Source organism: Pantoea dispersa (assembly GCF_035783935.1).
Lineage (GTDB): Bacteria > Pseudomonadota > Gammaproteobacteria > Enterobacterales > Enterobacteriaceae > Pantoea > Pantoea dispersa_C.
This window is the reverse complement of sequence record NZ_JALKOV010000019.1, coordinates 1-25134: the sequence shown is the minus strand read 5'-3', so window position 1 is coordinate 25134 and position 25134 is coordinate 1. Positions and strand designations below refer to the sequence as shown.

Below are 25134 nucleotides of genomic sequence, written 5' to 3'. Positions count from 1 at the left end.
GATGTCTGAAGCTCCAAAAAAACGCTGGTACGTCGTTCAGGCGTTTTCCGGTTTTGAAGCCCGCGTAGCCAAGTCGCTGCAAGAGCATATCAAACTGCACAACATGGAAGAACTGTTTGGCGAAGTCATGGTGCCGACTGAAGAAGTCGTGGAAATCCGTGGCGGCCAGCGTCGCAAAAGCGAACGCAAATTCTTCCCTGGTTACGTACTGGTCCAGATGGTGATGAATGACGCCAGCTGGCACTTAGTGCGCAGTGTACCGCGTGTAATGGGCTTCATTGGTGGTACCTCTGACCGTCCGGCACCGATCAGTGATAAAGAAGTGGATGCGATCATGAACCGCCTGCAGCAGGTGGGTGACAAGCCGCGTCCGAAAACGCTGTTCGAGCCAGGCGAGATGGTGCGTGTCAACGACGGCCCGTTTGCCGACTTCAACGGTGTGGTCGAAGAAGTGGATTACGAGAAGAGCCGCCTGAAGGTTTCTGTTTCTATCTTCGGCCGTGCAACGCCGGTAGAACTCGACTTTGCTCAGGTGGAGAAAGGCTAAGCCTTTTGTTCACTTTTTAGCTCTTGCGGAAGGCGCGAAATTTACCTATAATTTCGCGCCTTTTGTTTTTATGCGCTGGCAACAGCGTGTAAATCGTTATCACGGGGAGCCTGTTCGCCAGGCGCTATACCCAATAGAGGAAATATCATGGCCAAGAAAGTACAAGCCTACGTCAAGCTGCAGGTTGCAGCTGGTATGGCTAACCCGAGCCCACCAGTTGGTCCGGCTCTGGGTCAGCAGGGTGTTAACATCATGGAATTCTGTAAAGCGTTCAACGCCAAAACAGAATCACTGGAAAAAGGTCTGCCGACTCCAGTCGTTATCACCGTATACAGCGACCGTTCTTTCACCTTCGTTACCAAAACGCCTCCGGCTGCCGTCCTGCTGAAAAAAGCAGCAGGCATCAAGTCTGGTTCTGGTAAGCCGAACAAAGATAAAGTCGGTAAAGTAACTCGTGCTCAGGTACGTGAAATCGCAGAAACCAAAGCTGCGGACATGACTGGTGCTGACGTAGAAGCGATGACTCGCTCTATCGAAGGTACTGCTCGTTCCATGGGCCTGGTAGTGGAGGACTAAGAAATGGCTAAGCTGACCAAGCGCATGCGCGTGATCCGTGACAAAGTTGATGCGACTAAACAGTATGACATCAACGAAGCTGTTGCTCTGCTGAAAGAACTGGCTACCGCTAAATTCGTAGAGAGCGTGGACGTTGCTGTTAACCTCGGCATCGATGCACGTAAATCTGACCAGAACGTACGCGGTGCGACCGTTCTGCCACACGGTACTGGTCGTTCAGTACGTGTTGCCGTCTTTACCCAGGGCGCAAACGCTGAAGCTGCTAAAGCAGCTGGCGCTGAGCTGGTAGGTATGGAAGATCTGGCTGATCAGATCAAGAAAGGCGAAATGAACTTTGACGTTGTTATTGCTTCTCCGGATGCAATGCGCGTTGTTGGCCAGCTGGGCCAGGTTCTGGGCCCACGTGGTCTGATGCCAAACCCGAAAGTTGGTACCGTAACTCCTAACGTTGCTGAAGCTGTGAAAAACGCTAAAGCGGGTCAGGTTCGTTACCGTAACGACAAAAACGGCATCATCCACACCACCATCGGTAAAGTGGACTTCGATGCTGACAAACTGAAAGAAAACCTGGAATCTCTGCTGGTTGCGCTGAAAAAAGCTAAACCTGCTCAGGCGAAAGGCGTGTACATCAAGAAAGTCAGCATCTCTACCACCATGGGCGCCGGCGTTGCCGTTGACCAGGCTGGTCTGAACGCAGCAGCAAACTAATTGCTGCTTGTAACGGGCGAAAAATTCATCTAGAATCTTACGCCCGTTGTTCTGGTTGATGCGTCAATCCAGAACCCAAATTCATAGTCGCGGCATGCAAAGGTCTAAACCCCTTTTCATTCAGCGACTAAGGTTGGAGCCAGGCCTGATCCTGGCCTCCGTCCAAGACCGCAGGAGCAGAACCTCTTCGGAAGTGATGCTTAATATCCTGCGTAGACGGTGACAGAACCAAAAAGAATTTTTTCTTCACTGGATTCTGCTCACCGTGTAACGCGCTTACGGCCTTCGGGTGTGTAAGTGAAGTGAGTTCCGGGAAATTTTCCCGGTCAAATCCAGGAGCAAAGCTAATGGCATTAAATCTTCAAGGCAAACAAGCAATTGTTGCTGAAGTTAGCGAAGTAGCCAAAGGCGCGCTTTCAGCGGTTGTTGCGGATTCCCGTGGCGTTACCGTTGATAAAATGACTGAACTGCGTAAAGCAGGTCGTGAAGCTGGCGTCTACATGCGTGTTGTTCGTAACACCCTGCTGCGCCGCGTCGTTGAAGGTACTCCATTCGAGTGCCTGAAAGACACGTTTGTTGGTCCGACCCTGATTGCATACTCTATGGAACACCCGGGCGCTGCTGCTCGTCTGTTCAAAGAGTTCGCGAAAGCGAATGCAAACTTTGAGGTCAAAGCTGCAGCCTTTGAAGGTGAGCTGATCCCGGCGGCACAAATTGACCGTCTGGCAACGCTGCCGACTTACGAAGAAGCACTGGCACGTCTGATGTCGACCATGAAAGAAGCTGCTGCTGGCAAGCTGGTCCGCACTCTGGCTGCTGTTCGCGACGCGAAAGAAGCGGCTTAAGGCCAGATTCTTTTTCTTCGTACTTGCTAACGTATAAACTTTTACTGATTCTTAGGAACAATTGTCATGTCTATCACTAAAGATCAAATCCTGGAAGCCGTTGCAGCTATGTCCGTAATGGAAGTAGTTGAGCTGGTTTCTGCTATGGAAGAAAAATTCGGCGTTTCTGCTGCTGCTGCTGTAGCTGTTGCTGCTGGCCCGGCTGAAGCTGTTGAAGAGAAAACTGAATTCGACGTTATCCTGAAAGCTGCTGGCGCGAACAAAGTTGCTGTAATCAAAGCCGTTCGTGGCGCAACTGGTCTGGGCCTGAAAGAAGCTAAAGACCTGGTTGAAGCTGCTCCAGCTGCAATCAAAGAAGGCATCAGCAAAGACGACGCAGCTGCACTTGAAGCTGCTCTGAAAGAAGCTGGCGCTGAAGTTGAAGTTAAGTAAGACAACCCTCGGGTTGCAGTCTGCGTAAACAGACTGATGGCTGGTGACTTTTTGGTCACCAGCCTTTTTGCGCTACAGGGGAACGATGGCGTTTCGCACTGTTTGTCCATTGTTCCTCTTCAATATCTTTTTCTATCGACGACTTAATATACCGCTTTCCTGTGAGGGTTCCCTGCCTGCGCAACGGCGATGAAATGATTTAAGAGTGATAGAAAGATGTATTGCATGGGGTGCCGCGCATCGCATGAAAAACAAAATAGTGTTGCATGAACTGTCCCGTCAGGACGGACAGCGTGGGTCGACTTGTCAGCTAGCTGAGGAACCCTATGGTTTACTCCTATACCGAGAAAAAACGTATTCGTAAGGATTTTGGTAAACGTCCACAAGTACTGGATGTGCCTTATCTCCTTTCTATCCAGCTTGACTCGTTCCAGAAGTTTATCGAGCAAGATCCCGAAGGCCAGTACGGTCTGGAAGCAGCCTTCCGTTCCGTGTTCCCAATCGCGAGCTACAGCGGCAACTCTGAGTTGCAGTATGTCAGCTACCGTCTGGGTGAGCCGGTGTTTGACGTGACTGAATGTCAGATCCGTGGCGTGACGTACTCCGCACCGCTGCGCGTTAAACTGCGTCTGGTGATCTACGAGCGCGAAGCGCCGGAAGGCACCGTAAAAGACATCAAAGAACAAGAAGTGTACATGGGCGAAATTCCGCTCATGACCGATAACGGTACCTTTGTCATCAATGGTACTGAGCGTGTTATCGTTTCTCAGCTGCATCGTAGTCCTGGCGTATTCTTTGACAGCGATAAGGGTAAAACGCACTCTTCCGGTAAAGTGCTGTATAACGCACGTATCATCCCTTACCGCGGTTCATGGCTCGACTTCGAGTTTGACCCGAAAGACAACCTGTTCGTCCGTATTGACCGTCGTCGTAAGCTGCCGGCCAGTATCATCCTGCGCGCGCTGGATTTCACCACTGAGCAGATTCTTGATCTGTTCTTCGAAAAAGTGGTGTTTGAAATCCGCGACAACAAGCTGCAGATGGAACTGGTGCCTGAGCGCCTGCGTGGTGAAACCGCCTCCTTCGATATCGAAGCCAACGGCACGGTCTACGTTGAGAAAGGTCGTCGCATTACTGCGCGCCACATCCGTCAGCTGGAAAAAGACAACATTCAGCACATCGAAGTGCCGGTCGAGTACATCGCGGGCAAAGTGGTCGCGAAAGATTACATCGATCTGAACACCGGTGAGCTGATCGTGCCGGCGAACATGGAGCTGTCACTGGATCTGCTGGCGAAACTGAGCCAGTCCGGTCACAAACGCATCGAAACACTGTTCACCAACGACCTGGATCACGGCCCGTACATTTCTGAGACGCTGCGCGTTGACCCAACCAACGATCGCCTGAGCGCGCTGGTTGAGATCTACCGCATGATGCGTCCTGGCGAGCCGCCAACGCGTGAAGCCGCAGAAAACCTGTTCGAGAACCTGTTCTTCTCTGAAGATCGTTACGATCTGTCGGCCGTTGGCCGCATGAAGTTCAACCGTTCTCTGCTGCGTGACGAGATCGAAGGTTCCGGTATCCTGAGCAAAGACGACATCATTGAAGTGATGAAGAAGCTCATCGGTATCCGTAACGGTATTGGCGAAGTGGATGATATCGACCACCTCGGTAACCGTCGTATCCGTTCCGTCGGCGAAATGGCGGAAAACCAGTTCCGCGTTGGCCTGGTGCGCGTAGAGCGTGCTGTGAAAGAGCGTCTCTCTCTGGGCGACCTCGACACGCTGATGCCACAGGACATGATCAACGCCAAGCCAATTTCGGCCGCGGTGAAAGAGTTCTTTGGTTCCAGCCAGCTGTCCCAGTTTATGGACCAGAACAACCCGCTGTCTGAGATTACGCACAAACGTCGTATCTCTGCTCTGGGCCCAGGCGGTCTGACCCGTGAACGTGCCGGCTTCGAAGTGCGTGACGTACACCCGACTCACTACGGTCGCGTATGTCCAATCGAAACCCCGGAAGGTCCGAACATCGGTCTGATCAACTCACTCTCTGTTTACGCGCAGACGAACGAATACGGCTTCCTCGAAACGCCGTACCGCCGCGTGGTTGACGGTAAAGTGAGTGATGAAATTCATTACCTCTCTGCAATCGAAGAGGGTAACTACGTTATCGCTCAGGCGAACACCAACCTCGCCGATGACGGCAGCTTTGTTGACGATCTCGTCACCTGCCGTAGCAAAGGTGAATCGAGCCTGTTCAGCCGCGATCAGGTTGACTACATGGACGTTTCCACCCAGCAGGTGGTTTCTGTCGGTGCGTCCCTGATTCCATTCCTGGAGCACGATGATGCTAACCGCGCCCTGATGGGTGCGAACATGCAACGTCAGGCTGTACCTACCCTGCGTGCTGACAAGCCGCTGGTTGGTACCGGTATGGAACGTGCTGTTGCGGTCGACTCCGGTGTAACTGCCGTCGCGAAACGTGGTGGTACCGTGCAGTACGTTGATGCGTCACGTATCGTTATCAAAGTTAACGAAGACGAGATGTATCCGGGCGAAGCAGGTATCGACATCTACAACCTGACCAAGTACACCCGTTCTAACCAGAACACCTGCATCAACCAGATGCCGTGTGTCTCTCTGGGTGAACCTATCGAGCGTGGCGACGTGCTGGCTGACGGCCCGTCTACCGACCTCGGTGAGCTGGCGCTGGGTCAGAACATGCGCGTGGCGTTCATGCCATGGAACGGTTACAACTTCGAAGACTCCATCCTCGTTTCTGAGCGTGTTGTGCAGGAAGACCGTTTCACCACCATCCACATTCAGGAACTGGCTTGTGTGTCGCGTGACACCAAACTGGGGCCGGAAGAGATCACCGCTGACATCCCGAACGTGGGTGAAGCTGCGCTCTCCAAACTGGATGAATCCGGCATCGTGTATATCGGTGCGGAAGTGACCGGTGGCGACATTCTGGTAGGCAAGGTCACGCCGAAAGGTGAAACCCAGCTGACGCCAGAAGAGAAACTGCTGCGTGCAATCTTCGGTGAAAAAGCCTCTGACGTGAAAGATTCGTCACTGCGCGTGCCAAACGGCGTTTCCGGTACGGTTATCGACGTACAGGTCTTCACCCGCGATGGCGTGGAAAAAGACAAGCGCGCGCTGGAAATCGAAGAGATGCAGCTGAAGCAGGCGAAAAAAGACCTGTCTGAAGAACTGCAGATCCTCGAAGCGGGCCTGTTCAGCCGTATCCAGGCCGTCCTGATTTCAGGTGGCGTGGAAGCGGAGAAACTGGACAAGCTGCCACGTGAGCGCTGGCTGGAACTCGGTCTGACCGACGAAGAGAAGCAGAACGCGCTGGAGCAGCTGGCTGAGCAGTATGACGAGCTGAAGCACGAGTTTGAGAAGAAACTCGAAGCGAAGCGTCGCAAGATCACCCAGGGCGACGATCTGGCACCGGGCGTGCTGAAAATCGTCAAGGTGTATCTGGCCGTTAAGCGTCAGATTCAGCCTGGTGACAAAATGGCGGGTCGTCACGGTAACAAAGGTGTTATCTCGAAGATCAACCCAATCGAAGACATGCCATACGATGAGAACGGTACGCCGGTCGACATCGTACTGAACCCGCTGGGCGTACCATCGCGTATGAACATCGGTCAGATTCTGGAAACCCACCTGGGTATGGCGGCGAAAGGCATTGGTGAGAAAATCAATGCGATGCTGAAGAAGCAGGAAGAAGTCGCCAAACTGCGTGAGTTCATCCAGCGTGCTTACGATCTGGGCACCGATGTGCGTCAGAAAGTTGACCTGAACACCTTCTCGGACGACGAAGTGCTGCGTCTGGCAGAGAACCTGAAAAAAGGTATGCCAATCGCAACGCCAGTGTTCGACGGTGCGAAAGAGAGCGAAATCAAAGAGCTGCTGCAGCTCGGCGGTCTGCCTTCTTCCGGTCAGATCACCCTGTTCGACGGCCGTACCGGTGAGCAGTTTGAGCGTCAGGTAACCGTAGGTTACATGTACATGCTGAAACTGAACCACCTGGTCGACGACAAGATGCACGCCCGTTCTACCGGCTCTTACAGTCTGGTTACGCAGCAGCCGCTGGGTGGTAAGGCGCAGTTCGGTGGTCAGCGCTTCGGTGAGATGGAAGTGTGGGCACTGGAAGCATACGGTGCCGCGTATACCCTGCAGGAAATGCTTACCGTTAAGTCTGATGACGTCAACGGCCGTACCAAGATGTATAAAAACATCGTTGACGGCAATCATCAGATGGAACCGGGCATGCCGGAATCCTTCAACGTACTGTTGAAAGAGATTCGCTCGCTGGGTATCAACATCGAGCTGGAAGACGAGTAAGCACTCGCAAGTACTGGTTATGGGACGCGCCTGGCGCGTCCCTGAGAGTTCCACTCCGACGGGAGCTAATCCGTGAAAGACTTACTTAAGTTTCTGAAAGCGCAAACTAAAACCGAAGAGTTTGATGCGATCAAAATTGCGCTGGCTTCGCCAGACATGATCCGTTCCTGGTCTTTCGGTGAAGTTAAAAAGCCGGAAACCATTAACTACCGTACCTTCAAGCCGGAGCGTGACGGTCTTTTCTGTGCCCGTATTTTCGGACCGGTAAAAGATTACGAATGCCTGTGCGGTAAGTACAAGCGTCTGAAACACCGTGGCGTGATCTGTGAGAAGTGTGGCGTTGAAGTCACGCAGACCAAAGTGCGTCGTGAGCGTATGGGCCACATCGAACTGGCTTCGCCGACCGCGCACATCTGGTTCCTGAAATCACTGCCGTCCCGCATCGGTTTGCTGCTGGATATGCCGCTGCGTGACATCGAGCGCGTGCTGTACTTCGAATCTTATGTTGTGGTCGAAGGCGGCATGACCAACCTGGAAAAACGTCAGATTCTGACCGAAGAGCAGTACCTTGACGCGCTGGAAGAGTTCGGTGACGAATTCGACGCGAAGATGGGTGCGGAAGCTATCCAGGCGCTGCTGAAAAATATGGATCTGGAGCAGGAGTGCGAGCAGCTGCGTGAAGAGCTGAACGAAACCAACTCTGAGACCAAACGTAAAAAGCTGACCAAGCGTATCAAGCTGCTGGAAGCGTTCGTGCAGTCTGGCAACAAGCCAGAGTGGATGATCCTGACCGTTCTGCCGGTGCTGCCGCCAGATCTGCGTCCGCTGGTACCGCTGGACGGCGGTCGTTTCGCTACGTCGGATCTGAACGATCTGTATCGTCGCGTGATCAACCGTAACAACCGTCTGAAGCGTCTGCTGGATCTGGCTGCGCCAGATATCATCGTACGTAACGAAAAACGTATGCTGCAGGAAGCGGTAGATGCCCTGCTGGATAACGGCCGTCGCGGTCGTGCCATCACCGGTTCTAACAAGCGTCCTCTGAAATCTTTGGCCGACATGATCAAAGGTAAGCAGGGTCGTTTCCGTCAGAACCTGCTGGGTAAACGTGTTGACTACTCTGGTCGTTCGGTTATCACCGTGGGTCCATACCTGCGTCTGCATCAGTGCGGTCTGCCGAAGAAAATGGCACTGGAGCTGTTCAAACCGTTCATCTACGGCAAGCTGGAACTGCGTGGCCTCGCGACCACCATTAAAGCGGCCAAGAAAATGGTTGAGCGCGAAGAAGCGGTCGTCTGGGATATCCTGGATGAAGTGATTCGCGAACACCCGGTACTGCTGAACCGTGCACCAACCCTGCACCGTCTGGGTATCCAGGCGTTTGAACCGGTTCTGATCGAAGGTAAAGCGATCCAGCTGCACCCGCTGGTGTGTGCGGCATATAACGCCGACTTCGATGGTGACCAGATGGCTGTTCACGTACCGCTGACGCTGGAAGCCCAGCTGGAAGCGCGTGCGCTGATGATGTCTACCAACAACATTCTGTCTCCAGCGAACGGCGAGCCAATCATCGTTCCTTCACAGGACGTTGTTCTGGGTCTGTACTACATGACCCGTGACAAAGTGAACGCCAGAGGCGAAGGCATGGTGCTGACCGGCCCGAAAGAAGCTGAGCGTGTTTACCGCGCTGGCCAGGCCGAGCTGCATGCACGCGTTAAAGTGCGTATCACTGAGTACAGCAAAAATGAGCAGGAAGAGCTCGTTGCGAAAACCAGCCTGATCGACACCACCATTGGTCGTGCGATCCTGTGGATGATCGTGCCGAAAGGCCTGCCTTACTCCATCGTCAACCAGGCGCTGGGTAAGAAAGCGATCTCCAAGATGCTGAACACCTGTTACCGCATCCTGGGCCTGAAGCCGACCGTTATCTTTGCTGACCAGACCATGTACACCGGTTTTGCCTATGCAGCCCGTTCAGGTGCTTCAGTCGGTATCGACGACATGGTGATTCCTGCCAAGAAAGCAGAAATCATTGCGGAAGCCGAAGCGGAAGTGGCCGAGATTCAGGAGCAGTTCCAGTCTGGTCTGGTTACCGCAGGCGAACGTTACAACAAAGTCATCGATATCTGGGCCGCGGCCAACGAACGCGTATCCAAAGCGATGATGGATAACCTGCAGACCGAAACCGTGATCAACCGTCACGGCGAAGAAGAGCAGCAGGTTTCGTTCAACAGCATCTACATGATGGCCGACTCCGGTGCGCGTGGTTCTGCAGCACAGATTCGTCAGCTGGCAGGTATGCGTGGTCTGATGGCGAAGCCAGATGGCTCCATCATCGAGACGCCGATCACCGCGAACTTCCGTGAAGGTCTGAACGTACTCCAGTACTTCATCTCGACGCACGGTGCGCGTAAAGGTCTGGCCGATACCGCACTGAAAACCGCGAACTCCGGTTACCTGACTCGTCGTCTGGTAGACGTAGCGCAGGACCTGGTGGTCACCGAAGACGACTGTGGCACATTCGAAGGCATCATGATGACCCCGGTCATCGAAGGTGGCGACGTTAAAGAGCCACTGCGTGAGCGTGTACTGGGTCGTGTGACGGCAGAAGACGTGCTGAAGCCGGGCACGGCGGACATCCTGATCCCGCGTAACACCCTGATCGATGAGCACTGGTGTGACGTGGTTGAACTGAACTCCGTGGACGCGATTAAAGTGCGTTCCGTGGTGAGCTGTGAAACCGACTTCGGTGTGTGTGCACACTGCTACGGTCGCGATCTGGCACGTGGTCACATCATCAACAAAGGTGAGGCCATCGGCGTTATCGCAGCACAGTCCATCGGTGAGCCGGGTACCCAGCTGACCATGCGTACCTTCCACATCGGTGGTGCGGCATCGCGTGCGGCAGCGGAATCCAGCATTCAGGTGAAGAACAAAGGTACTATCAAGCTGACCAACGCCAAGTCAGTAACCAACTCCTCCGGGAAACTGGTTATCGTCTCGCGTAACGTTGAGCTGAAGATGATCGACGAGTTCGGTCGTACCAAAGAGAGCTATAAAGTGCCTTACGGTGCGGTCATGGCGAAAGGTGATGGCGAGCAGGTTGCTGCGGGCGAAACCGTTGCAAACTGGGATCCACACACCATGCCGGTTATCACCGAAGTGGGCGGTTTCATCCGCTTCACCGACATGATCGACGGCCAGACCATTACCCGTCAGACTGACGACCTTACCGGTCTGTCATCGCTGGTGGTTCTGGATTCTGCTGAGCGTACTGCCGGTGGTAAAGACCTGCGTCCGGCACTGAAAATCGTTGATGCTAACGGTAACGACGTACTGATCCCGGGCACCGACATGCCGGCACAGTACTTCCTGCCAGGTAAAGCGATTGTGCAGCTGGAAGATGGCGTGAAGATCAGCTCGGGTGATACCCTGGCGCGTGTTCCGCAGGAATCTGGCGGTACCAAGGACATCACCGGTGGTCTGCCGCGCGTTGCTGACCTGTTCGAAGCGCGTCGTCCGAAAGAGCCAGCCATTCTGGCGGAGATCAGCGGTATCATCTCCTTCGGTAAAGAGACCAAAGGCAAGCGTCGTCTGGTAATCACCCCGGTTGACGGTAGCGATCCGTATGAAGAGATGATTCCGAAATGGCGTCAGCTCAACGTATTCGAAGGTGAGCGTGTAGAACGTGGTGACGTCGTTTCCGACGGCCCAGAGTCTCCGCACGACATCCTGCGTCTGCGTGGCGTCCATGCTGTGACCCGTTACATCACTAACGAAGTGCAGGAAGTTTACCGCCTGCAGGGCGTTAAGATTAACGATAAGCACATCGAAGTCATCGTGCGTCAGATGCTGCGTAAAGCGACCATCATGAACGCGGGTAGCTCGGAGTTCCTCGAAGGCGAGCAGGCGGAAGTCTCTCGTATCAAGATCTCCAACCGCGATCTGGAAGCGAACGGCAAAATCGGCGCGACGTACATGCGCGACCTGCTGGGTATTACCAAAGCGTCACTGGCAACCGAATCGTTCATCTCTGCGGCATCGTTCCAGGAGACCACTCGTGTCCTGACCGAAGCAGCGGTAGCAGGCAAGCGCGACGAACTGCGCGGCCTGAAAGAGAACGTTATCGTGGGTCGTCTGATCCCGGCCGGTACTGGTTATGCTTACCACCAGGATCGTATGCGTCGCCGTCAGGCGGGTGAAGCACCGGTTGCACCGCAGGTGACTGCGGATGAAGCCTCTGCCAGCCTGGCTGAACTGCTGAACGCCGGTCTGGGCGGTAGCGACGACGAATAATCGTCTGCTCTGCTGACCATAAAAAACCCTGCCTCGGCAGGGTTTTTTTTCGTCTGAAATCCGCGTTATTTCTGGTTAATATCCTGACGTGTCAGCCCGATGTCGCGCAGCTGTGCATCGCTCAGGTGCGAGAGAATTTCCCGCGTTTCCCGTCTGGCCTGCCAGCGTTTGATTGCGCGCAGGCCACCGCGAAAGATATCCAGTAAGGTTACATTGAACGGTTTTGCCGCCCGGTTCTGATCGAATTCCATAATCTCAGCCCTCAGTATGATGTCTGAGTGACATTTTCCCTCTGAAGGCTAATTCAATACAGATTCAAAAATCACTTATGTTTAACATACAGATTGCGCCCGTGGCGATCTGAATGGTAGAAATAGGCATCATCTGTACTGATTTTTGATCACCGTTAACGCAGCGAGGCACACAATGACGCGCTATCAACATCTGGCCTGTCTGCTTTCAGACCGTATCGAGCAGGGGCTGTATCGCAGCGGCGAACGCTTGCCCTCGGTGCGTACGCTGAGCATTGAGCACGGCGTCAGCATCAGCACCGTGCAGCAGGCTTATCATCTGCTGGAAGAGAAGCAGCTGATCGTGCCGCAACCGCGTTCCGGCTATTTTGTCGCTACCCGTAAAGCCACGCCGCCGGTGCCGGCGATGACCCGGCCCGTACAGCGTCCGGTAGAGATCACCCAATGGGAGTCGGTGCTGGAACTGCTGAGCAGCCGCATCAGTGGCGACGTGCTGCAGCTGGGCAGCGGCATGCCGGATTTGACCCAGCCGACGCTGAAGCCGCTGTGGAAAATCATGGGCCGCCTGGCGCAGAAACAGGACATTGATCAGCTGAATTACGACAGTCTGCTCGGCGTGACGGCGCTGCGCGAGCAGGTGGCGCGGCTGGCGATTGACAGCGGCTGTCAGCTGACGGCAGAAGAGATTGTCATCACCACCGGCTGCCATGAAGCGCTGTCGGTGTCGATCCGCGCCGTGTGCGAGCCCGGCGATATCATTGCCGTCGAGTCGCCGGCGTTTCACGGCACCATGCAGACGCTGCGCGGTCTGGGCATTCGCGCGATTGAAATCCCGACCGATGCGGTCAGCGGGATCAGCCTTGAGGCGCTGGAGCTGGCGTTTGAGCAGTGGCCAATCAAAGCGGTGGTGGTGGTACCCAACTGCAATAATCCGCTCGGGTTTATTATGCCGGAAGCGCGTAAGCGCGCGCTGCTGACGCTGACGCAGCGCTTTGACGCAGCGATCATTGAAGATGATGTCTACGGCGAGCTGGCGTGGGAGTATCCGCGTCCGATCACCATCAAATCGCTGGATATGGATGGCCGCGTGCTGTTGTGCAGTTCGTTTTCCAAAACCCTGGCGCCCGGCTTGCGCGTCGGCTGGGTCGCGCCGGGGCGTTATCGCGATCGCGTGCTGCACATGAAATATATCGGCACCGGTTCGACGGCCACGCAGCCGCAGTATGCGGTCGCGGAGTTTATCCGCCAGGGCTATTACCTGCCGCATTTGCGCCGCATGCGCCAGGTGTATCAGCGTAACTATGAGACGTTTAGTTGCTGGGTGCGCCACTACTTTCCCTGTGGCATTTGCGTCTCGCGGCCGCAGGGCAGTTTCCTGATGTGGATTGAGCTGCCGGAAGCCTTCGATGCGGTGCGGCTGAATGCGGAGCTGCGGGAGCTGAAAATCCAGGTGGCGGTTGGATCGCTGTTTTCGGCGGCAGGTAAATACCGCAACTGTCTGCGCCTCAACTATGGCCTGCCAATGAACGAGCAGACCGAGCAGGCGATTGCCAGCCTTGGCGCAGCCGTGGAGCGTGCGATGCAGGCCTGCAGTGCGGAAACGCGCCATATCACCTCCCTGACAGAATAACGGTGGAAAGGCAGGGCCGGATAGAGAGTCGGGGAAGCCAGCCCTGGCCCACTGCAAGCGACAGCGGGCAGGCTCACTTTAGCGTTTGTCTCTGGTGGCGCCAGCCCTCACTGCAGCGGTTTGCGCGCCGCATTCACGGGTTTTTGCCACCGTTGCAGTCAGTTACAGTGCTTTTGCGGCCGGGGCTGGCGATTCCACCAGCGCCAGCAGCTGGCGGGTCGCCGCCTGCCAGTCTTCCGCCTGGGTAATCGCGCTGACCACGGCAATGCTGCCGACGCCGGTCGCCAGCACCTCCGGCACGCGCGCCAGCGAAATGCCGCCAATCGCCACGGTGGGAATATGCTGCAGCCGTGCCAGATGGCGCTTCAGCTCGGCAATGCCCTGCGGCGCCGAAGGCATCTCTTTGGTTTGCGTCGGAAAGATGTGGCCGAGCGCGATATAGGACGGACGCAGCGCCAGCGCGCGATCCAGTTCGGCGTCGTCGTGTGTCGACAGACCGAGACGTAAACCGGCGTGGCGGATCGCATCCAGATCGGCCACGTCGAGATCTTCCTGGCCAAGATGCACACCATAGGCATTGTATTTAATCGCCAGACGCCAGTAGTCATTGATGAACAGCCGCGCGCCGTACTGTTTGCCGAGGGCGATGGCATCGCGCACTGCGGCTTCGATCTGGCGATCATCGCCATCTTTAATCCGTAGCTGGAGGGTGCGCACGCCGGCAGCCAGCAGGCGTTCAATCCACTGTACGCTGTCGACAACCGGATACAGCCCCAGTTTTGGCGCGGTGGCAGGGAAAGCTTCAGTCATTATTTTTCCTCTTTCAGGGCATCGGCGGCGTGATACAGCTCGCCGCCACGGCTGCGGAAGGCATCGGACATTTGCGCCATACCCAGTGCTATCGGCTGGGCTTCAGCCTGCTGGCGGGCGGCAAATTCGCGCACTTCCTGGGTGATTTTCATTGAACAGAATTTCGGGCCGCACATGGAGCAGAAGTGGGCCACTTTGCCGGATTCCTGCGGCAGGGTTTCGTCGTGATAGGCCCGCGCGGTGTGCGGATCGAGCGCCAGATTAAACTGATCTTCCCAGCGGAACTCAAAGCGTGCTTTCGACATGGCGTTGTCGCGGATCTGCGCGCCGGGATGGCCTTTAGCCAGATCGGCAGCGTGCGCCGCGATCTTGTAGGTAATCAGCCCCTGCTTAACATCCTCTTTATTCGGCAGGCCAAGATGCTCCTTCGGCGTGACATAGCACAGCATGGCGCAGCCAAACCAGCCGATCATGGCGGCGCCAATCCCGGAGGTGAAATGATCGTAGCCCGGTGCGATGTCGGTCGTCAGCGGGCCCAGCGTATAAAACGGCGCTTCATGGCAGTGTTCCAGCTGCTCGGTCATGTTGCGGCGAATCATCTGCATCGGCACGTGACCGGGACCTTCAATCATGACCTGTACATCATATTGCCAGGCGATTTGCGTCAGCTCGCCTAAGGTACGCAGTTCGGCAAACTGGGCTTCGTCATTGGCATCCTGAATCGAGCCGGGACGTAAACCATCACCGAGCGACAGCGCGACATCATAGGCGGCGCAAATTTCACAGATTTCGCGGAAATGCTGGTAGAGGAAGTTTTCCTGATGATGTGACAGGCACCACTTCGCCATGATGGAACCGCCGCGCGACACGATGCCGGTCAGCCGTTGTGCGGTCATCGGCACATAGCGCAGCAGCACGCCCGCGTGAATCGTAAAGTAATCAACGCCCTGCTCGGCCTGTTCCAGCAGCGTATCGCGGAAAATGTCCCAGTTAAGATCTTCTGCGATGCCGTTGACCTTTTCCAGCGCCTGATAAATCGGCACCGTGCCGATCGGCACCGGGCTGTTGCGCAAAATCCACTCGCGCGTTTCGTGGATATAGCGGCCGGTCGACAGATCCATCACGGTATCAGCCCCCCAGCGCGTAGCCCATACCAGTTTTTCCACTTCCTCTTCAATTGACGAACTTACTGCCGAGTTGCCGATATTGGCGTTAACCTTCACCAGAAAATTGCGGCCGATGATCATCGGCTCGGATTCCGGATGATTAATATTGGCAGGAATGATGGCGCGGCCGCTGGCCACTTCAGTGCGCACGAATTCGGCAGTGATATTCTCCGGCAGCTGCGCACCAAAGCCGTGACCGGCGTGCTGCTGCAACAGCGTTTTACTGCGGATACGCTCACGCCCCATGTTTTCGCGCAGTGCGACAAACTCCATCTCCGGCGTGATGATGCCCTGACGTGCATAATGCAGCTGCGTGACGCGTCGACCCGCTTTCGCCCGGCGCGGCTGCGGCAGGTGTTCAAAACGCAAATGATCCAGCCCGTCATCTGCCAGCCGCTGCTGACTGTAGCTGGAGCTGAGCGTGCTGATGGTTTCACTGTCGTTGCGTTCGGCGATCCAGCCGGCGCGCAACGTTGCCAGCCCCTGATGCACATTAATGGTCGCGTGGGGATCGCCATAGGCACCGGCGGTGTCATACACCGGTACCGGCTCATTGGCTGCGTATTGTGGCTGATCTTTAGTGCCGCCGGTGTGCGTCGGGCTGAGCTGAATTTCACGCATCGGTACGCGAATGTCCGCACGGCTGCCGCTGATCCAGATACGTTTTGAGTTAGGGAAGGCGGTTCCCTGAAGCGAATCGATAAATTTCTGCGCCTGCGCGCGCTGTTCACGACGTGAGGTTTTAGCATCAGACATAGCAAGTTTCCTGTGATTAAGGGGAAGCTGCTTGTCCGGAGTCCGGAAGGAGTAACAGAAACGATGCCGGGCGCCTGCCTGCACCGTGCTGGTTATATCTACTCTTGTTCCCTTCGCAGGTACTAACCTGATCAGGTTCCGCGGATCCCGAATGAACGGTCTCAGCCCCTAAGGGCACTCCGACAAGTTGATGTTTTACGATATCAGCGGCTTTGCTGGCCCTTTCATGCTGGGCTGCGCACGCTATGCAGATATCGCAAACGCTTGCTCTTCACATTTGAAGAGGTAGTAAAAAAGCCCGCTCAGCATAAGAGGGCTTTTCCTGAATAACAAGTTTTTTACAACTGCAGCGCTTCAGGCCGGACGCGCCATGGTGCTGTCATTGGCCACCGGCGGGCGCGCCAGCTGATTGTCCCACGCGAGCTGAACCAGTTTGTCTTCCAGCGTAAAGCGCGACTCCAGCGCTTCGCCCACTTCCGACAGCGCCTGCTGGAAATCCACGCAGTTTTCGTCGTTGATGGCCTGCTGCAGATGGCTGTCGTACAACCGCATGAGACGTTCGGTGTTGCCCTCCAGCGCCGGATAAATCTGCGCCGCGGCAATCATCGGGCTATCGCCAGACATCTCGCTGATAATGCGCTCGTACACGCTGAAGTGGCCGGTTGAAAGATAGTCCACCAGGCTATGGCAAAACGCGTCCAGCGCCTGTTCATCCAGCGCGGTCAGCGCATCTTTGTTCGGCTTCATGCCAATTAACTCGTAATAGGTGACGAGCAGCTGTCGACGGGCGCGCAACCATGAGTCGACTAATTCATTACCGCCACCTACACGCTCGGTCAGGTTATCTAACTGGGTAAGCATACGGGGCTCCAGGTGAGTTATAGTTGTTCATTACACACTTAACATCAGGATTTCAGCGTGCCATTTGACGCTAAGGACAACGATTAAGATGCAACGTGAGATCTCAAGCGTAGACGCTGGCTGGTGGATTGTCAGCTCCGCGCAGAAACTTTGGCTACCGCGCGGCGAGCTGCCGCATGGCTTATCCGGCGAGTTTGGCCTCACCGGCAGCAACGGCAGAGTGATTGGCGAGTGGCAGGGTGAAAACGTCTGGCTGGTTTGCGAAGCGCGTCCGGACAATATGGCTTCGGTGCGTCAGCTGATTGATGAAGATGTCGGCCTGTTTCAGCTCGCCGGGCGCGGCGTGCAGCTGGCAGAGTTCTACCGTTCGCATCGCTGGTGCGGCTATTGTGGCCATGAAATGCAGCACAGCAAGCGCGAATTTGCCTGCCTGTGCAGCCACTGCCGTGAGCGCTACTACCCGCAAATTGCGCCCTGCATCATTGTGGCGATTCGCCGCGGCGAGGAGATTCTGCTGGCGAACCATGCCCGCCATCGCAACAGCATCTATACCGTGCTGGCCGGTTTTGTTGAAGTGGGTGAAACGCTGGAGCAGGCAGTGGCGCGCGAAGTGATGGAAGAGAGCAACGTGCGGGTGAAAAACGTGCGTTACGTGACGTCACAGCCGTGGCCGTTCCCGCACTCGCTGATGATGGCATTCATGGCGGAATACGATGGCGGCGAGCTGCAGCACGATGGCAAAGAGCTGCTGGATGCCGGCTGGTATCGCTATGACGATCTGCCATTATTGCCGCCGCCGGGCACCGTGGCGCGCCGGCTGATTGAAGATACGGTGGCGCTGTGTCGCGCCAGCGCGGCGTGAAAATGCTACACTGCCGGCCTTAGCATGAGAGAGCCTATTATGAGTGAACTGAAGAACGATCGTTATCTGCGCGCCCTGTTACGCCAGCCGGTGGATATCACCCCGGTGTGGATGATGCGACAAGCCGGGCGCTACCTGCCGGAGTACAAAGCCACGCGCGCTGAGGCCGGTGATTTTATGTCGCTGTGTAAGAACGCTGAGCTGGCGTGCGAAGTCACCCTGCAGCCGCTGCGCCGCTATGCGCTGGACGCGGCGATCCTCTTCAGCGATATCCTCACTATTCCGGATGCGATGGGCTTAGGGCTCTACTTTGAGACCGGCGAAGGCCCGCGTTTCTCCCATCCGATCACCTGCCGTGCCGACGTGGATAAGCTGCCGGTGCCGGATCCGGAGCAGGAATTGGGTTATGTGATGAATGCGGTGCGCACCATCCGTCACAACCTCAAAGGCGAAGTGCCGCTGATCGGTTTTTCCGGCAGCCCGTGGACGCTGGCAACCTACATGGTGGAAGGCGGTAGTAGCAAAGCGTTCACCAAAATTAAAAAGATGATGTACGCCGAGCCGCAGACGCTGCACGCGCTGCTGGATAAGCTGGCGGAGAGCGTGATCCTCTATCTCAACGCGCAGATTAAAGCGGGTGCGCAGTCGGTAATGGTATTTGATACCTGGGGCGGCGTGCTGACCGGGCGCGACTATCGCGAGTTTTCGCTCTATTACATGCACAAAATCGTCGACAGCGTGCTGCATGAGAACGAAGGGCGTCGCGTGCCCATCACCCTGTTCACCAAAGGCGGCGGCCAGTGGCTGGAAGAGATGGCGGCCACCGGCTGTGATGCGCTGGGCCTCGACTGGACCACCGATATTGGCGAAGCGCGGCGCCGCGTGGGCGATAAAGTCGCGCTGCAGGGCAACATGGATCCGTCTATGCTGTATGCACCGCCTGCGCGTATCGAGCAGGAAGTGGCAGGGATTCTTGAAGGCTTTGGCGCAGGCGAAGGCCATGTCTTCAACCTTGGTCACGGAATTCATCAGGATGTTCCGCCAGAGCACGCTGGCGCGTTTGTGGAGGCGGTGCATCGTTTATCACGTCCATATCATCAGGGATAAGCATGGATTTAGCCGCACTACGACAGCAACAGGTACAGCTCGCCGCCAGCGTGGTGCGGCAGGATGATTTTGACGTACTGCCGCCGCGCTTCATTGGCGGCGCCGATGTCGGTTTTGAACAGGGCGGCGAGATAACGCGCGCCGCCCTGGTGATCCTCGAATACCCTTCATTAACGCTGGTGGAGCACCGCATCGCGCGTGTCGCCACCACCATGCCGTACATCCCCGGTTTTCTCTCGTTCCGCGAAATCCCAGCCCTGCAGGCGGCGTGGCAGCAGTTGTCGCAGCGGCCCGATCTGCTGTTTGTCGACGGGCATGGCATCTCTCATCCCCGCCGGCTGGGCGTTGCCGCGCATTTCGGCTCGCTGCTGGATGTGCCGACCATCGGCGTGGCGAAGAAGCGCCTGTGCGGCCGTTTCGCTGAGCTGGATGCGGCACTGGGCAGTCGCCAGCCGTTGATCGACAAAGGCGAGCAGGTTGCCTGGGTGTGGCGCAGCAAGACACGCTGCAACCCGCTGTTCGTCTCGACCGGTCACCGCGTCAGCCTTGATAGCGCACTGTACTGGGTGGAGGCCTGCATGGCGGGCTACCGTTTGCCGGAGCCAACGCGCTGGGCCGATGCTGTGGCGTCTGGCCGTCCCGCTTTTGTGAAGTGGCAAAATGCGCGCTAACGCTGTTTGTGCGCGGCTTTTGCGGTACACTGCCGCCAGCTAATCTACCGAGAGTAAGTTTGATGTTACAGAACCCCGTCCATTTGCGTCTGGCGAAGCTGGAAAGCTGGCAGCACATGACCTTTATGGCCTGTCTGTGCGAGCGGATGTTCCCCAACTATTGGGCCTTCTGTCAGCAGACCGAGTTTGCCGATCCGCAGCTCTACCGCCGCATTCTCGACCTGGTGTGGGAAAGCCTGACGGTGAAGGATGCCAAAATCAATTTCGACAGCCAACTGGAGAAACTGGAAGCGGCGATCCCCAACGGTGACGACTTCGACGTTTACGGTGTGCATCCGGCAATTGATGCCTGCGTGGCGCTGAGTGAACTCCTGCACGCGCAGCTGAGCGGTGAAACGCTGGAGCACGCCATCGAAGTCAGCCGCACGTCGATTACCACCGTGGCCATCCTCGAAATGACTCAGGCCGGTCGCGAAATGAGCGATGAAGAGCTGCGAGACAACCAGGCGGTAATTGACGAATGGGACCTGCAGTGGGAGATTTTTCGCCTGCTGTCAGAGTGCGAGGAACGGGACCTGGAGCTGATCAAGGGACTGCGCGCAGACCTGCGTGAAGCCGGAATCAGTAACATCGGTATAAATTTTCAGCAATAAGGCGAGAAAACGTGACTTCAGGCCTGAATTACCGCGCCTGGAGGCTTCACATCAGCCCCCTGTCTGGTCTACATTTGGGGGGCTGAAAATTGTGGCTATCGGTGCGTGCAGGCTGAAGAGTGCCAGAATATGGCTTTTCCCTCGCACTCGTTGCTTAGCAAGCGATAAATACACTTTAAGGATAACTTATGAACAAGACTCAACTGATTGATGTGATCGCAGAGAAAGCGGACCTGTCTAAAACCCAGGCTAAAGCTGCGCTGGAATCTACCCTGGCTGCGATCACTGAGTCTCTGAAAGAAGGTGATGCTGTACAACTGGTTGGTTTTGGTACTTTTAAAGTGAACCACCGCGCTGAGCGTACTGGTCGCAACCCGCAGACCGGCAAAGAGATCAAAATCGCTGCAGCTAACGTGCCAGCGTTCGTCTCTGGTAAAGCACTGAAAGACGCTGTTAAGTAAGTTTTCCGCATCGCGGTTTAGCTTTAAAAGAGGGGCGATTTCGCCCCTTTTTGTTACCGGGGCCTGCTATGCTGAACACCTCTCCTCAGCGCCTCTGCGCCTTCCTTCTCGGTGTATTACTCACCGGCTGCAGTGCCACTCCCGATCTTCCGGCTTTCACTGCCAGCGGCTATCTGTCTGACCGTGGCACGGTGCGAATCTGGCGTAAAAACGGCGACCACGAAGCCGTCCATCTGCGTACTGTTTACACGCCTTTTAATGACGATAGCTGGGAAACCACCGATTACACCTGGCAGGCAGATAAACTGCTGAGCGTGGAACGGCATGTCACTGGCCAGCAGCCGGACGACGTTACCCTGCGTTTTGACCATCAGGGCAACCTTAATTTTATGCAGCGACAGCTGGCCGGCCGGCGCGAAGCAGTTAGCCCGGACAGCGTGGAGCTCTACCGTTTTGACGCGCAGCGCATGCTGGCGCAGAGTAATGCACTGTTGAGCGGTCGGGTACTGTTGCGGCAGGGCCACTGGCAGGGCGGTACGCAGGTCCGTGATTGCGCAGGCCAGCTGGTGAATGTGGCGTTCGATCGTGAGACGCTGGCGACGCTGTATCGACAGCAGCAGGGGCAGCCACAGCCGCTTACGGTGTCATGGCTGGAAGCGCCAGAGGGCATTCAGCTGCTGCGCGCGACGCCGGAAGATGAGTGCCGCTGGCAGCCGAAAGAGGCTGATTTTTAGCGGCGACCGGCTGGCCGCCGCCTGAAGCTTACTTGCGGTTAATCGCGCGGTAACCGATATCATGGCGGCAGAAGCTGCCGTTCCATGAGATGTGCTGCGCCAGCGCGTAAGCATTTTTCTGCGCTGCCGCGACATCTTCACCCAGCGCGGTCACGCACAGCACGCGGCCGCCGCTGGTCACCACCAGATCATCTTTCAGGGTGGTGCCGGCATGGAATACCTTACCGTCCGGTACGTCTTCCAGCGGCAGACCGTGGATCTGATCGCCCGTGTTATAGTCGCCCGGATAACCGCCAGCGGCCAGCACCACGCCGAGCGACGGACGCGGATCCCACTGTGACTGCTGCTGATCGAGCTTACCGTCGACGGCTGCGAGACACAGCGCAACCAGATCCGACTGCAGGCGCAGCATGATCGGCTGCGTTTCCGGATCGCCAAAGCGGCAGTTGAATTCAATCACCTTTGGCTGGCCGGCTTTGTCGATCATCAGACCGGCGTACAGGAAGCCAGTGTAGGTGTTGCCTTCCGCTTTCATGCCGTTCACAGTTGGCCAGATGATTTGATCCATGACGCGCTGGTGGATCTCATCGGTCACCACCGGTGCCGGTGAGTAAGCGCCCATGCCGCCGGTGTTGGGGCCGGTGTCGCCGTCGCCGACACGTTTATGATCCTGGCTGGTGGCCATCGGCAGAACATTATCGCCGTCCACCATCACGATGAAACTGGCTTCTTCACCATCAAGAAACTCTTCAATGACGATGCGGTGACCCGCGTCGCCAAAGGCATTGCCGGCCAGCATATCCTGTACCGCGGCTTCGGCCTCGGCCAGCGTCATGGCGACGATGACGCCTTTACCGGCGGCCAGACCGTCCGCTTTGATGACGATCGGCGCGCCTTTCTCACGCAGATAAGCCAGCGCCGGTTCCACCTCGGTGAAGTTCTGGTATTCCGCCGTCGGGATCTGCTGGCGGGCAAGGAAATCTTTGGTGAAGGCTTTCGAACCTTCCAGCTGCGCGGCCGCCTGCGTCGGGCCAAAAATTTTCAGGCCAGCGGCGCGGAACGCATCGACCACGCCAATCACCAGCGGCGCTTCCGGCCCGACGATGGTCAGGTCGATGTTTTCCTGCTGCGCAAACGCCAGCAGTGCCGGAACATCGGTGGCGCTGATGGCCACGTTCTGCAGGGCCGGCTCCAGCGCGGTACCGGCGTTGCCTGGCGCAACAAACACGGTTTCTGCCAGTGGCGACTGTGCCGCTTTCCACGCCAGCGCGTGTTCACGTCCACCATTACCAATCACTAAAATTTTCATTGTTACGGCTCCAGGCTATTAATGGCGGAAATGACGCATGTCGGTGAAGATCATCGCGATACCGTGCTCGTCGGCGGCAGCAATCACTTCATCATCGCGGATGGAACCGCCGGGCTGGATCACACAGGTGATGCCCACTGCTGCTGCGGCATCAATGCCATCGCGGAACGGGAAGAAGGCGTCGGAAGCCATGGCGGAACCCTTCACCTCCAGTCCTTCGTCAGCGGCTTTGATGCCGGCAATTTTGGCGGAGTAAACGCGGCTCATCTGGCCCGCGCCAATACCGATCGTCATGTTGTCGCGTGCATACACAATGGCGTTGGATTTAACGAACTTCGCCACTTTCCAGCAGAACAGCGCGTCACGCAGTTCCTGTTCGCTCGGCTGACGTTGGCTGACCACGCGCAGCTGGCTGGCGTCGACCATACCGAGATCGCGATCCTGAACCAGCAGGCCGCCGTTGACGCGTTTGAAGTCGAGACCGGCCACGCGGCTCTGCCACTGACCGCACACCAGCACGCGGACGTTCTGTTTGGCTGCGGTTACGCGCAGCGCAGCGTCACTGGCCGATGGCGCAATGATGACTTCCACGAACTGACGGCTGATGATCGCCTGGGCGGTCGCTTCATCCAGCTCGCGGTTAAAGGCGATGATGCCGCCGAACGCCGAGGTCGGATCGGTTTTGTAAGCGCGCTCGTAGGCGGCAAGAATCGAATCGCCGACGGCGACGCCGCATGGGTTAGCGTGCTTGACGATAACGCAGGCCGGCTCGCTGAACTCTTTGACGCACTCCAGCGCCGCATCGGTATCGGCAATATTGTTGTAAGACAGCGCCTTGCCCTGCAGCTGCTGTGCGGTGGCGACCGACGCTTCGGTGACATGCTCTTCAATATAGAAAGCGGCGTCCTGATGGCTGTTCTCGCCGTAACGCATATCCTGCTTCTTAATAAAGTTGAGATTCAGGGTGCGCGGGAAGCGGCCGGCCGGCGCGGTGCTTTCGCCGTGATAGGCCGGTACCAGGCTGCCAAAGTAGTTGGCAATCATGCTGTCGTAAGCGGCGGTGTGTTCGAAGGCTTTGATCGCCAGGTCGAAACGGGTTTCCAGCGTCAGTGAATTATCGTTGGCATCGAGCTCCGCGATGATCGCGTCGTAATCACTGCTCTTCACTACGATCGCCACGTCTTTGTGGTTCTTGGCTGCCGAGCGCACCATGGTGGGACCGCCGATATCGATGTTCTCCACGGCATCTTCCAGGCTGCAGTCGGCTTTCGCCACGGTCTGGGCAAAGGGATAAAGGTTAACGACCACCATGTCGATAGGATTGATGGCGTGCTCGGCCATGATGGCATCATCGGTGCCGCGACGGCCCAGAATGCCACCGTGCACTTTCGGGTGCAGCGTTTTGACGCGTCCATCCATCATTTCCGGGAAACCGGTGTAGTCAGAGACTTCCGTGACGGGCAGGCCAGCATCTGCCAGCAGGCGCGCGGTGCCACCTGTGGAGAGCAGCTCAACACCACGATGGGAGAGGGCCTGAGCAAATTCGAGGATACCGGCTTTGTCAGAGACACTGAGCAGAGCGCGGCGTACAGGACGACGTTGTTGCATGGTGGTTTTATCCCTTGGCTTTGTTTCGCGTAAATAAGAGCGTTACATCAGGCTTAACTTTCTCTCTCTATATATAGAAGAGAATATTTACCTCAGGTAACGCCCCAAAAGGGGCATCCTTGACGTCGCGGGGCATTGTAGCGAAAACGTTTGCGCGATGCTCGCCTAAATTTATTAGCGGCTGCAGATGTGGATAACTTTGTGCGTAACCGGGTATAAGGCGGGGTTTTGCTGTGGAATGCAGCGAACGATTGTTTTTATTGAATTTAGCGGTTGCGCGTGCCGAACAACTCCCTATAATGCGCCTCCATCGACACGGCACAACGACTTACGGAATGCGGTGTAGACAGGAAGCTTCGTTAAGAACTTCCGCCGGAGAAAAACGCTGAAAAAAGTGTTTGACTCTGAAGGAGGAAAGCGTAATATACGCCACCTCGCGACAGCAGGCCGAACGCCGCGTCGCACCGCTCTTTAACAATTTATCAGACAATCTGTG

General features: G+C 56.4%; 20 protein-coding genes and 1 riboswitch. Of the genes, 14 read left to right on the top strand and 6 right to left on the bottom strand.

Annotated features, from left to right (window positions below; all coding sequences use genetic code 11):
• The first annotated feature begins 1 nt into the window (after position 1).
• The 7 genes from nusG (at position 2) to rpoC (ending at position 11759) form a co-directional block, all read left to right on the top strand.
• The gene (gene nusG, locus MXF20_RS22815) at positions 2–547 is read left to right on the top strand and encodes a transcription termination/antitermination protein NusG (RefSeq protein WP_010616908.1); all 546 of its coding nucleotides are present in this window, start codon (positions 2–4) and stop codon (positions 545–547) included.
• A 147-nt stretch (positions 548–694) separates the two neighbouring features.
• The gene (gene rplK, locus MXF20_RS22810) at positions 695–1123 is read left to right on the top strand and encodes a 50S ribosomal protein L11 (RefSeq protein ID WP_013507401.1); all 429 of its coding nucleotides are present in this window, start codon (positions 695–697) and stop codon (positions 1121–1123) included.
• 3 nt (positions 1124–1126) lie between these two features.
• Complete coding sequence (gene rplA / locus MXF20_RS22805) at positions 1127–1831, top strand: 50S ribosomal protein L1 (protein ID WP_021508208.1); 705 nt, start codon at positions 1127–1129, stop codon at positions 1829–1831.
• A 347-nt stretch (positions 1832–2178) separates the two neighbouring features.
• On the top strand, positions 2179–2676 hold the full coding sequence (gene rplJ, locus MXF20_RS22800; protein WP_021508207.1) for a 50S ribosomal protein L10: 498 nt from the start codon (positions 2179–2181) through the stop codon (positions 2674–2676).
• A 66-nt stretch (positions 2677–2742) separates the two neighbouring features.
• Entirely contained in the window at positions 2743–3108 is a 366-nt protein-coding gene (gene rplL / locus MXF20_RS22795) for a 50S ribosomal protein L7/L12 (RefSeq protein ID WP_021508206.1), read from the top strand.
• 326 nt (positions 3109–3434) lie between these two features.
• Positions 3435–7463 carry a DNA-directed RNA polymerase subunit beta gene (rpoB, locus tag MXF20_RS22790; protein WP_136547956.1) on the top strand — a complete coding sequence of 1343 codons (4029 nt, stop codon included), beginning with the start codon at positions 3435–3437 and terminating at the stop codon, positions 7461–7463.
• 72 nt (positions 7464–7535) lie between these two features.
• Positions 7536–11759: a DNA-directed RNA polymerase subunit beta' gene (gene rpoC, locus MXF20_RS22785; RefSeq protein WP_325971594.1), complete on the top strand. Its 4224-nt coding sequence runs from the start codon at positions 7536–7538 to the stop codon at positions 11757–11759.
• A gap of 65 nt (positions 11760–11824) precedes the next feature.
• Here the strand turns inward: rpoC and MXF20_RS22780 are convergent, their stop codons facing one another.
• Positions 11825–12010: a DUF1127 domain-containing protein gene (locus tag MXF20_RS22780; RefSeq protein WP_325971593.1), complete on the bottom strand. Its 186-nt coding sequence runs from the start codon at positions 12008–12010 to the stop codon at positions 11825–11827.
• A 175-nt stretch (positions 12011–12185) separates the two neighbouring features.
• Here MXF20_RS22780 and MXF20_RS22775 point away from each other — a divergent pair, with 175 nt between their 5' ends.
• On the top strand, positions 12186–13640 hold the full coding sequence (locus tag MXF20_RS22775) for a PLP-dependent aminotransferase family protein (protein WP_325971592.1): 1455 nt from the start codon (positions 12186–12188) through the stop codon (positions 13638–13640).
• A gap of 162 nt (positions 13641–13802) precedes the next feature.
• Here MXF20_RS22775 and thiE read toward each other — a convergent pair whose 3' ends face one another.
• From thiE to rsd, 3 genes are all read right to left on the bottom strand, one after another.
• Positions 13803–14450 (bottom strand): thiamine phosphate synthase, encoded by a 648-nt coding sequence (thiE, locus tag MXF20_RS22770; protein ID WP_325971591.1) that lies wholly within the window; start codon positions 14448–14450, stop codon positions 13803–13805.
• A complete protein-coding gene (gene thiC / locus MXF20_RS22765) occupies positions 14450–16372 on the bottom strand; it encodes a phosphomethylpyrimidine synthase ThiC (protein ID WP_325971590.1) in 1923 nt (640 codons plus the stop codon). The genes thiE and thiC overlap by 1 nt, the downstream gene beginning before the upstream one ends.
• A gap of 91 nt (positions 16373–16463) precedes the next feature.
• Positions 16464–16564, bottom strand: a riboswitch (TPP riboswitch).
• Positions 16565–16726: 162 nt separating this feature from the next.
• A complete protein-coding gene (rsd, locus tag MXF20_RS22760; RefSeq protein ID WP_325971589.1) occupies positions 16727–17233 on the bottom strand; it encodes a sigma D regulator in 507 nt (168 codons plus the stop codon).
• Between the two features lie 88 nt (positions 17234–17321).
• Here rsd and nudC point away from each other — a divergent pair, with 88 nt between their 5' ends.
• From nudC to MXF20_RS22730, 6 genes are all read left to right on the top strand, one after another.
• Entirely contained in the window at positions 17322–18095 is a 774-nt protein-coding gene (gene nudC, locus MXF20_RS22755; RefSeq protein ID WP_325971588.1) for an NAD(+) diphosphatase, read from the top strand.
• Positions 18096–18134: 39 nt separating this feature from the next.
• Positions 18135–19202, top strand: a complete 1068-nt coding sequence (gene hemE, locus MXF20_RS22750; protein WP_132467026.1) for a uroporphyrinogen decarboxylase — start codon at positions 18135–18137, stop codon at positions 19200–19202.
• Positions 19203–19204: 2 nt separating this feature from the next.
• Entirely contained in the window at positions 19205–19873 is a 669-nt protein-coding gene (gene nfi / locus MXF20_RS22745) for a deoxyribonuclease V (protein ID WP_325971587.1), read from the top strand.
• A 62-nt stretch (positions 19874–19935) separates the two neighbouring features.
• Entirely contained in the window at positions 19936–20526 is a 591-nt protein-coding gene (locus tag MXF20_RS22740) for a YjaG family protein (protein ID WP_325971586.1), read from the top strand.
• A 188-nt stretch (positions 20527–20714) separates the two neighbouring features.
• Positions 20715–20987, top strand: coding sequence for a nucleoid-associated protein HU-alpha (hupA, locus tag MXF20_RS22735; RefSeq protein WP_006121511.1), 273 nt, complete (start codon positions 20715–20717; stop codon positions 20985–20987).
• Positions 20988–21055: 68 nt separating this feature from the next.
• Positions 21056–21721, top strand: a complete 666-nt coding sequence (locus MXF20_RS22730; RefSeq protein ID WP_325971585.1) for a DUF1481 domain-containing protein — start codon at positions 21056–21058, stop codon at positions 21719–21721.
• A gap of 28 nt (positions 21722–21749) precedes the next feature.
• Here MXF20_RS22730 and purD read toward each other — a convergent pair whose 3' ends face one another.
• Positions 21750–23030 (bottom strand): phosphoribosylamine--glycine ligase, encoded by a 1281-nt coding sequence (gene purD, locus MXF20_RS22725; RefSeq protein WP_325971584.1) that lies wholly within the window; start codon positions 23028–23030, stop codon positions 21750–21752.
• An 18-nt stretch (positions 23031–23048) separates the two neighbouring features.
• Positions 23049–24638 (bottom strand): bifunctional phosphoribosylaminoimidazolecarboxamide formyltransferase/IMP cyclohydrolase, encoded by a 1590-nt coding sequence (purH, locus tag MXF20_RS22720; RefSeq protein WP_325971583.1) that lies wholly within the window; start codon positions 24636–24638, stop codon positions 23049–23051.
• Positions 24639–25134 lie beyond the last annotated feature (496 nt).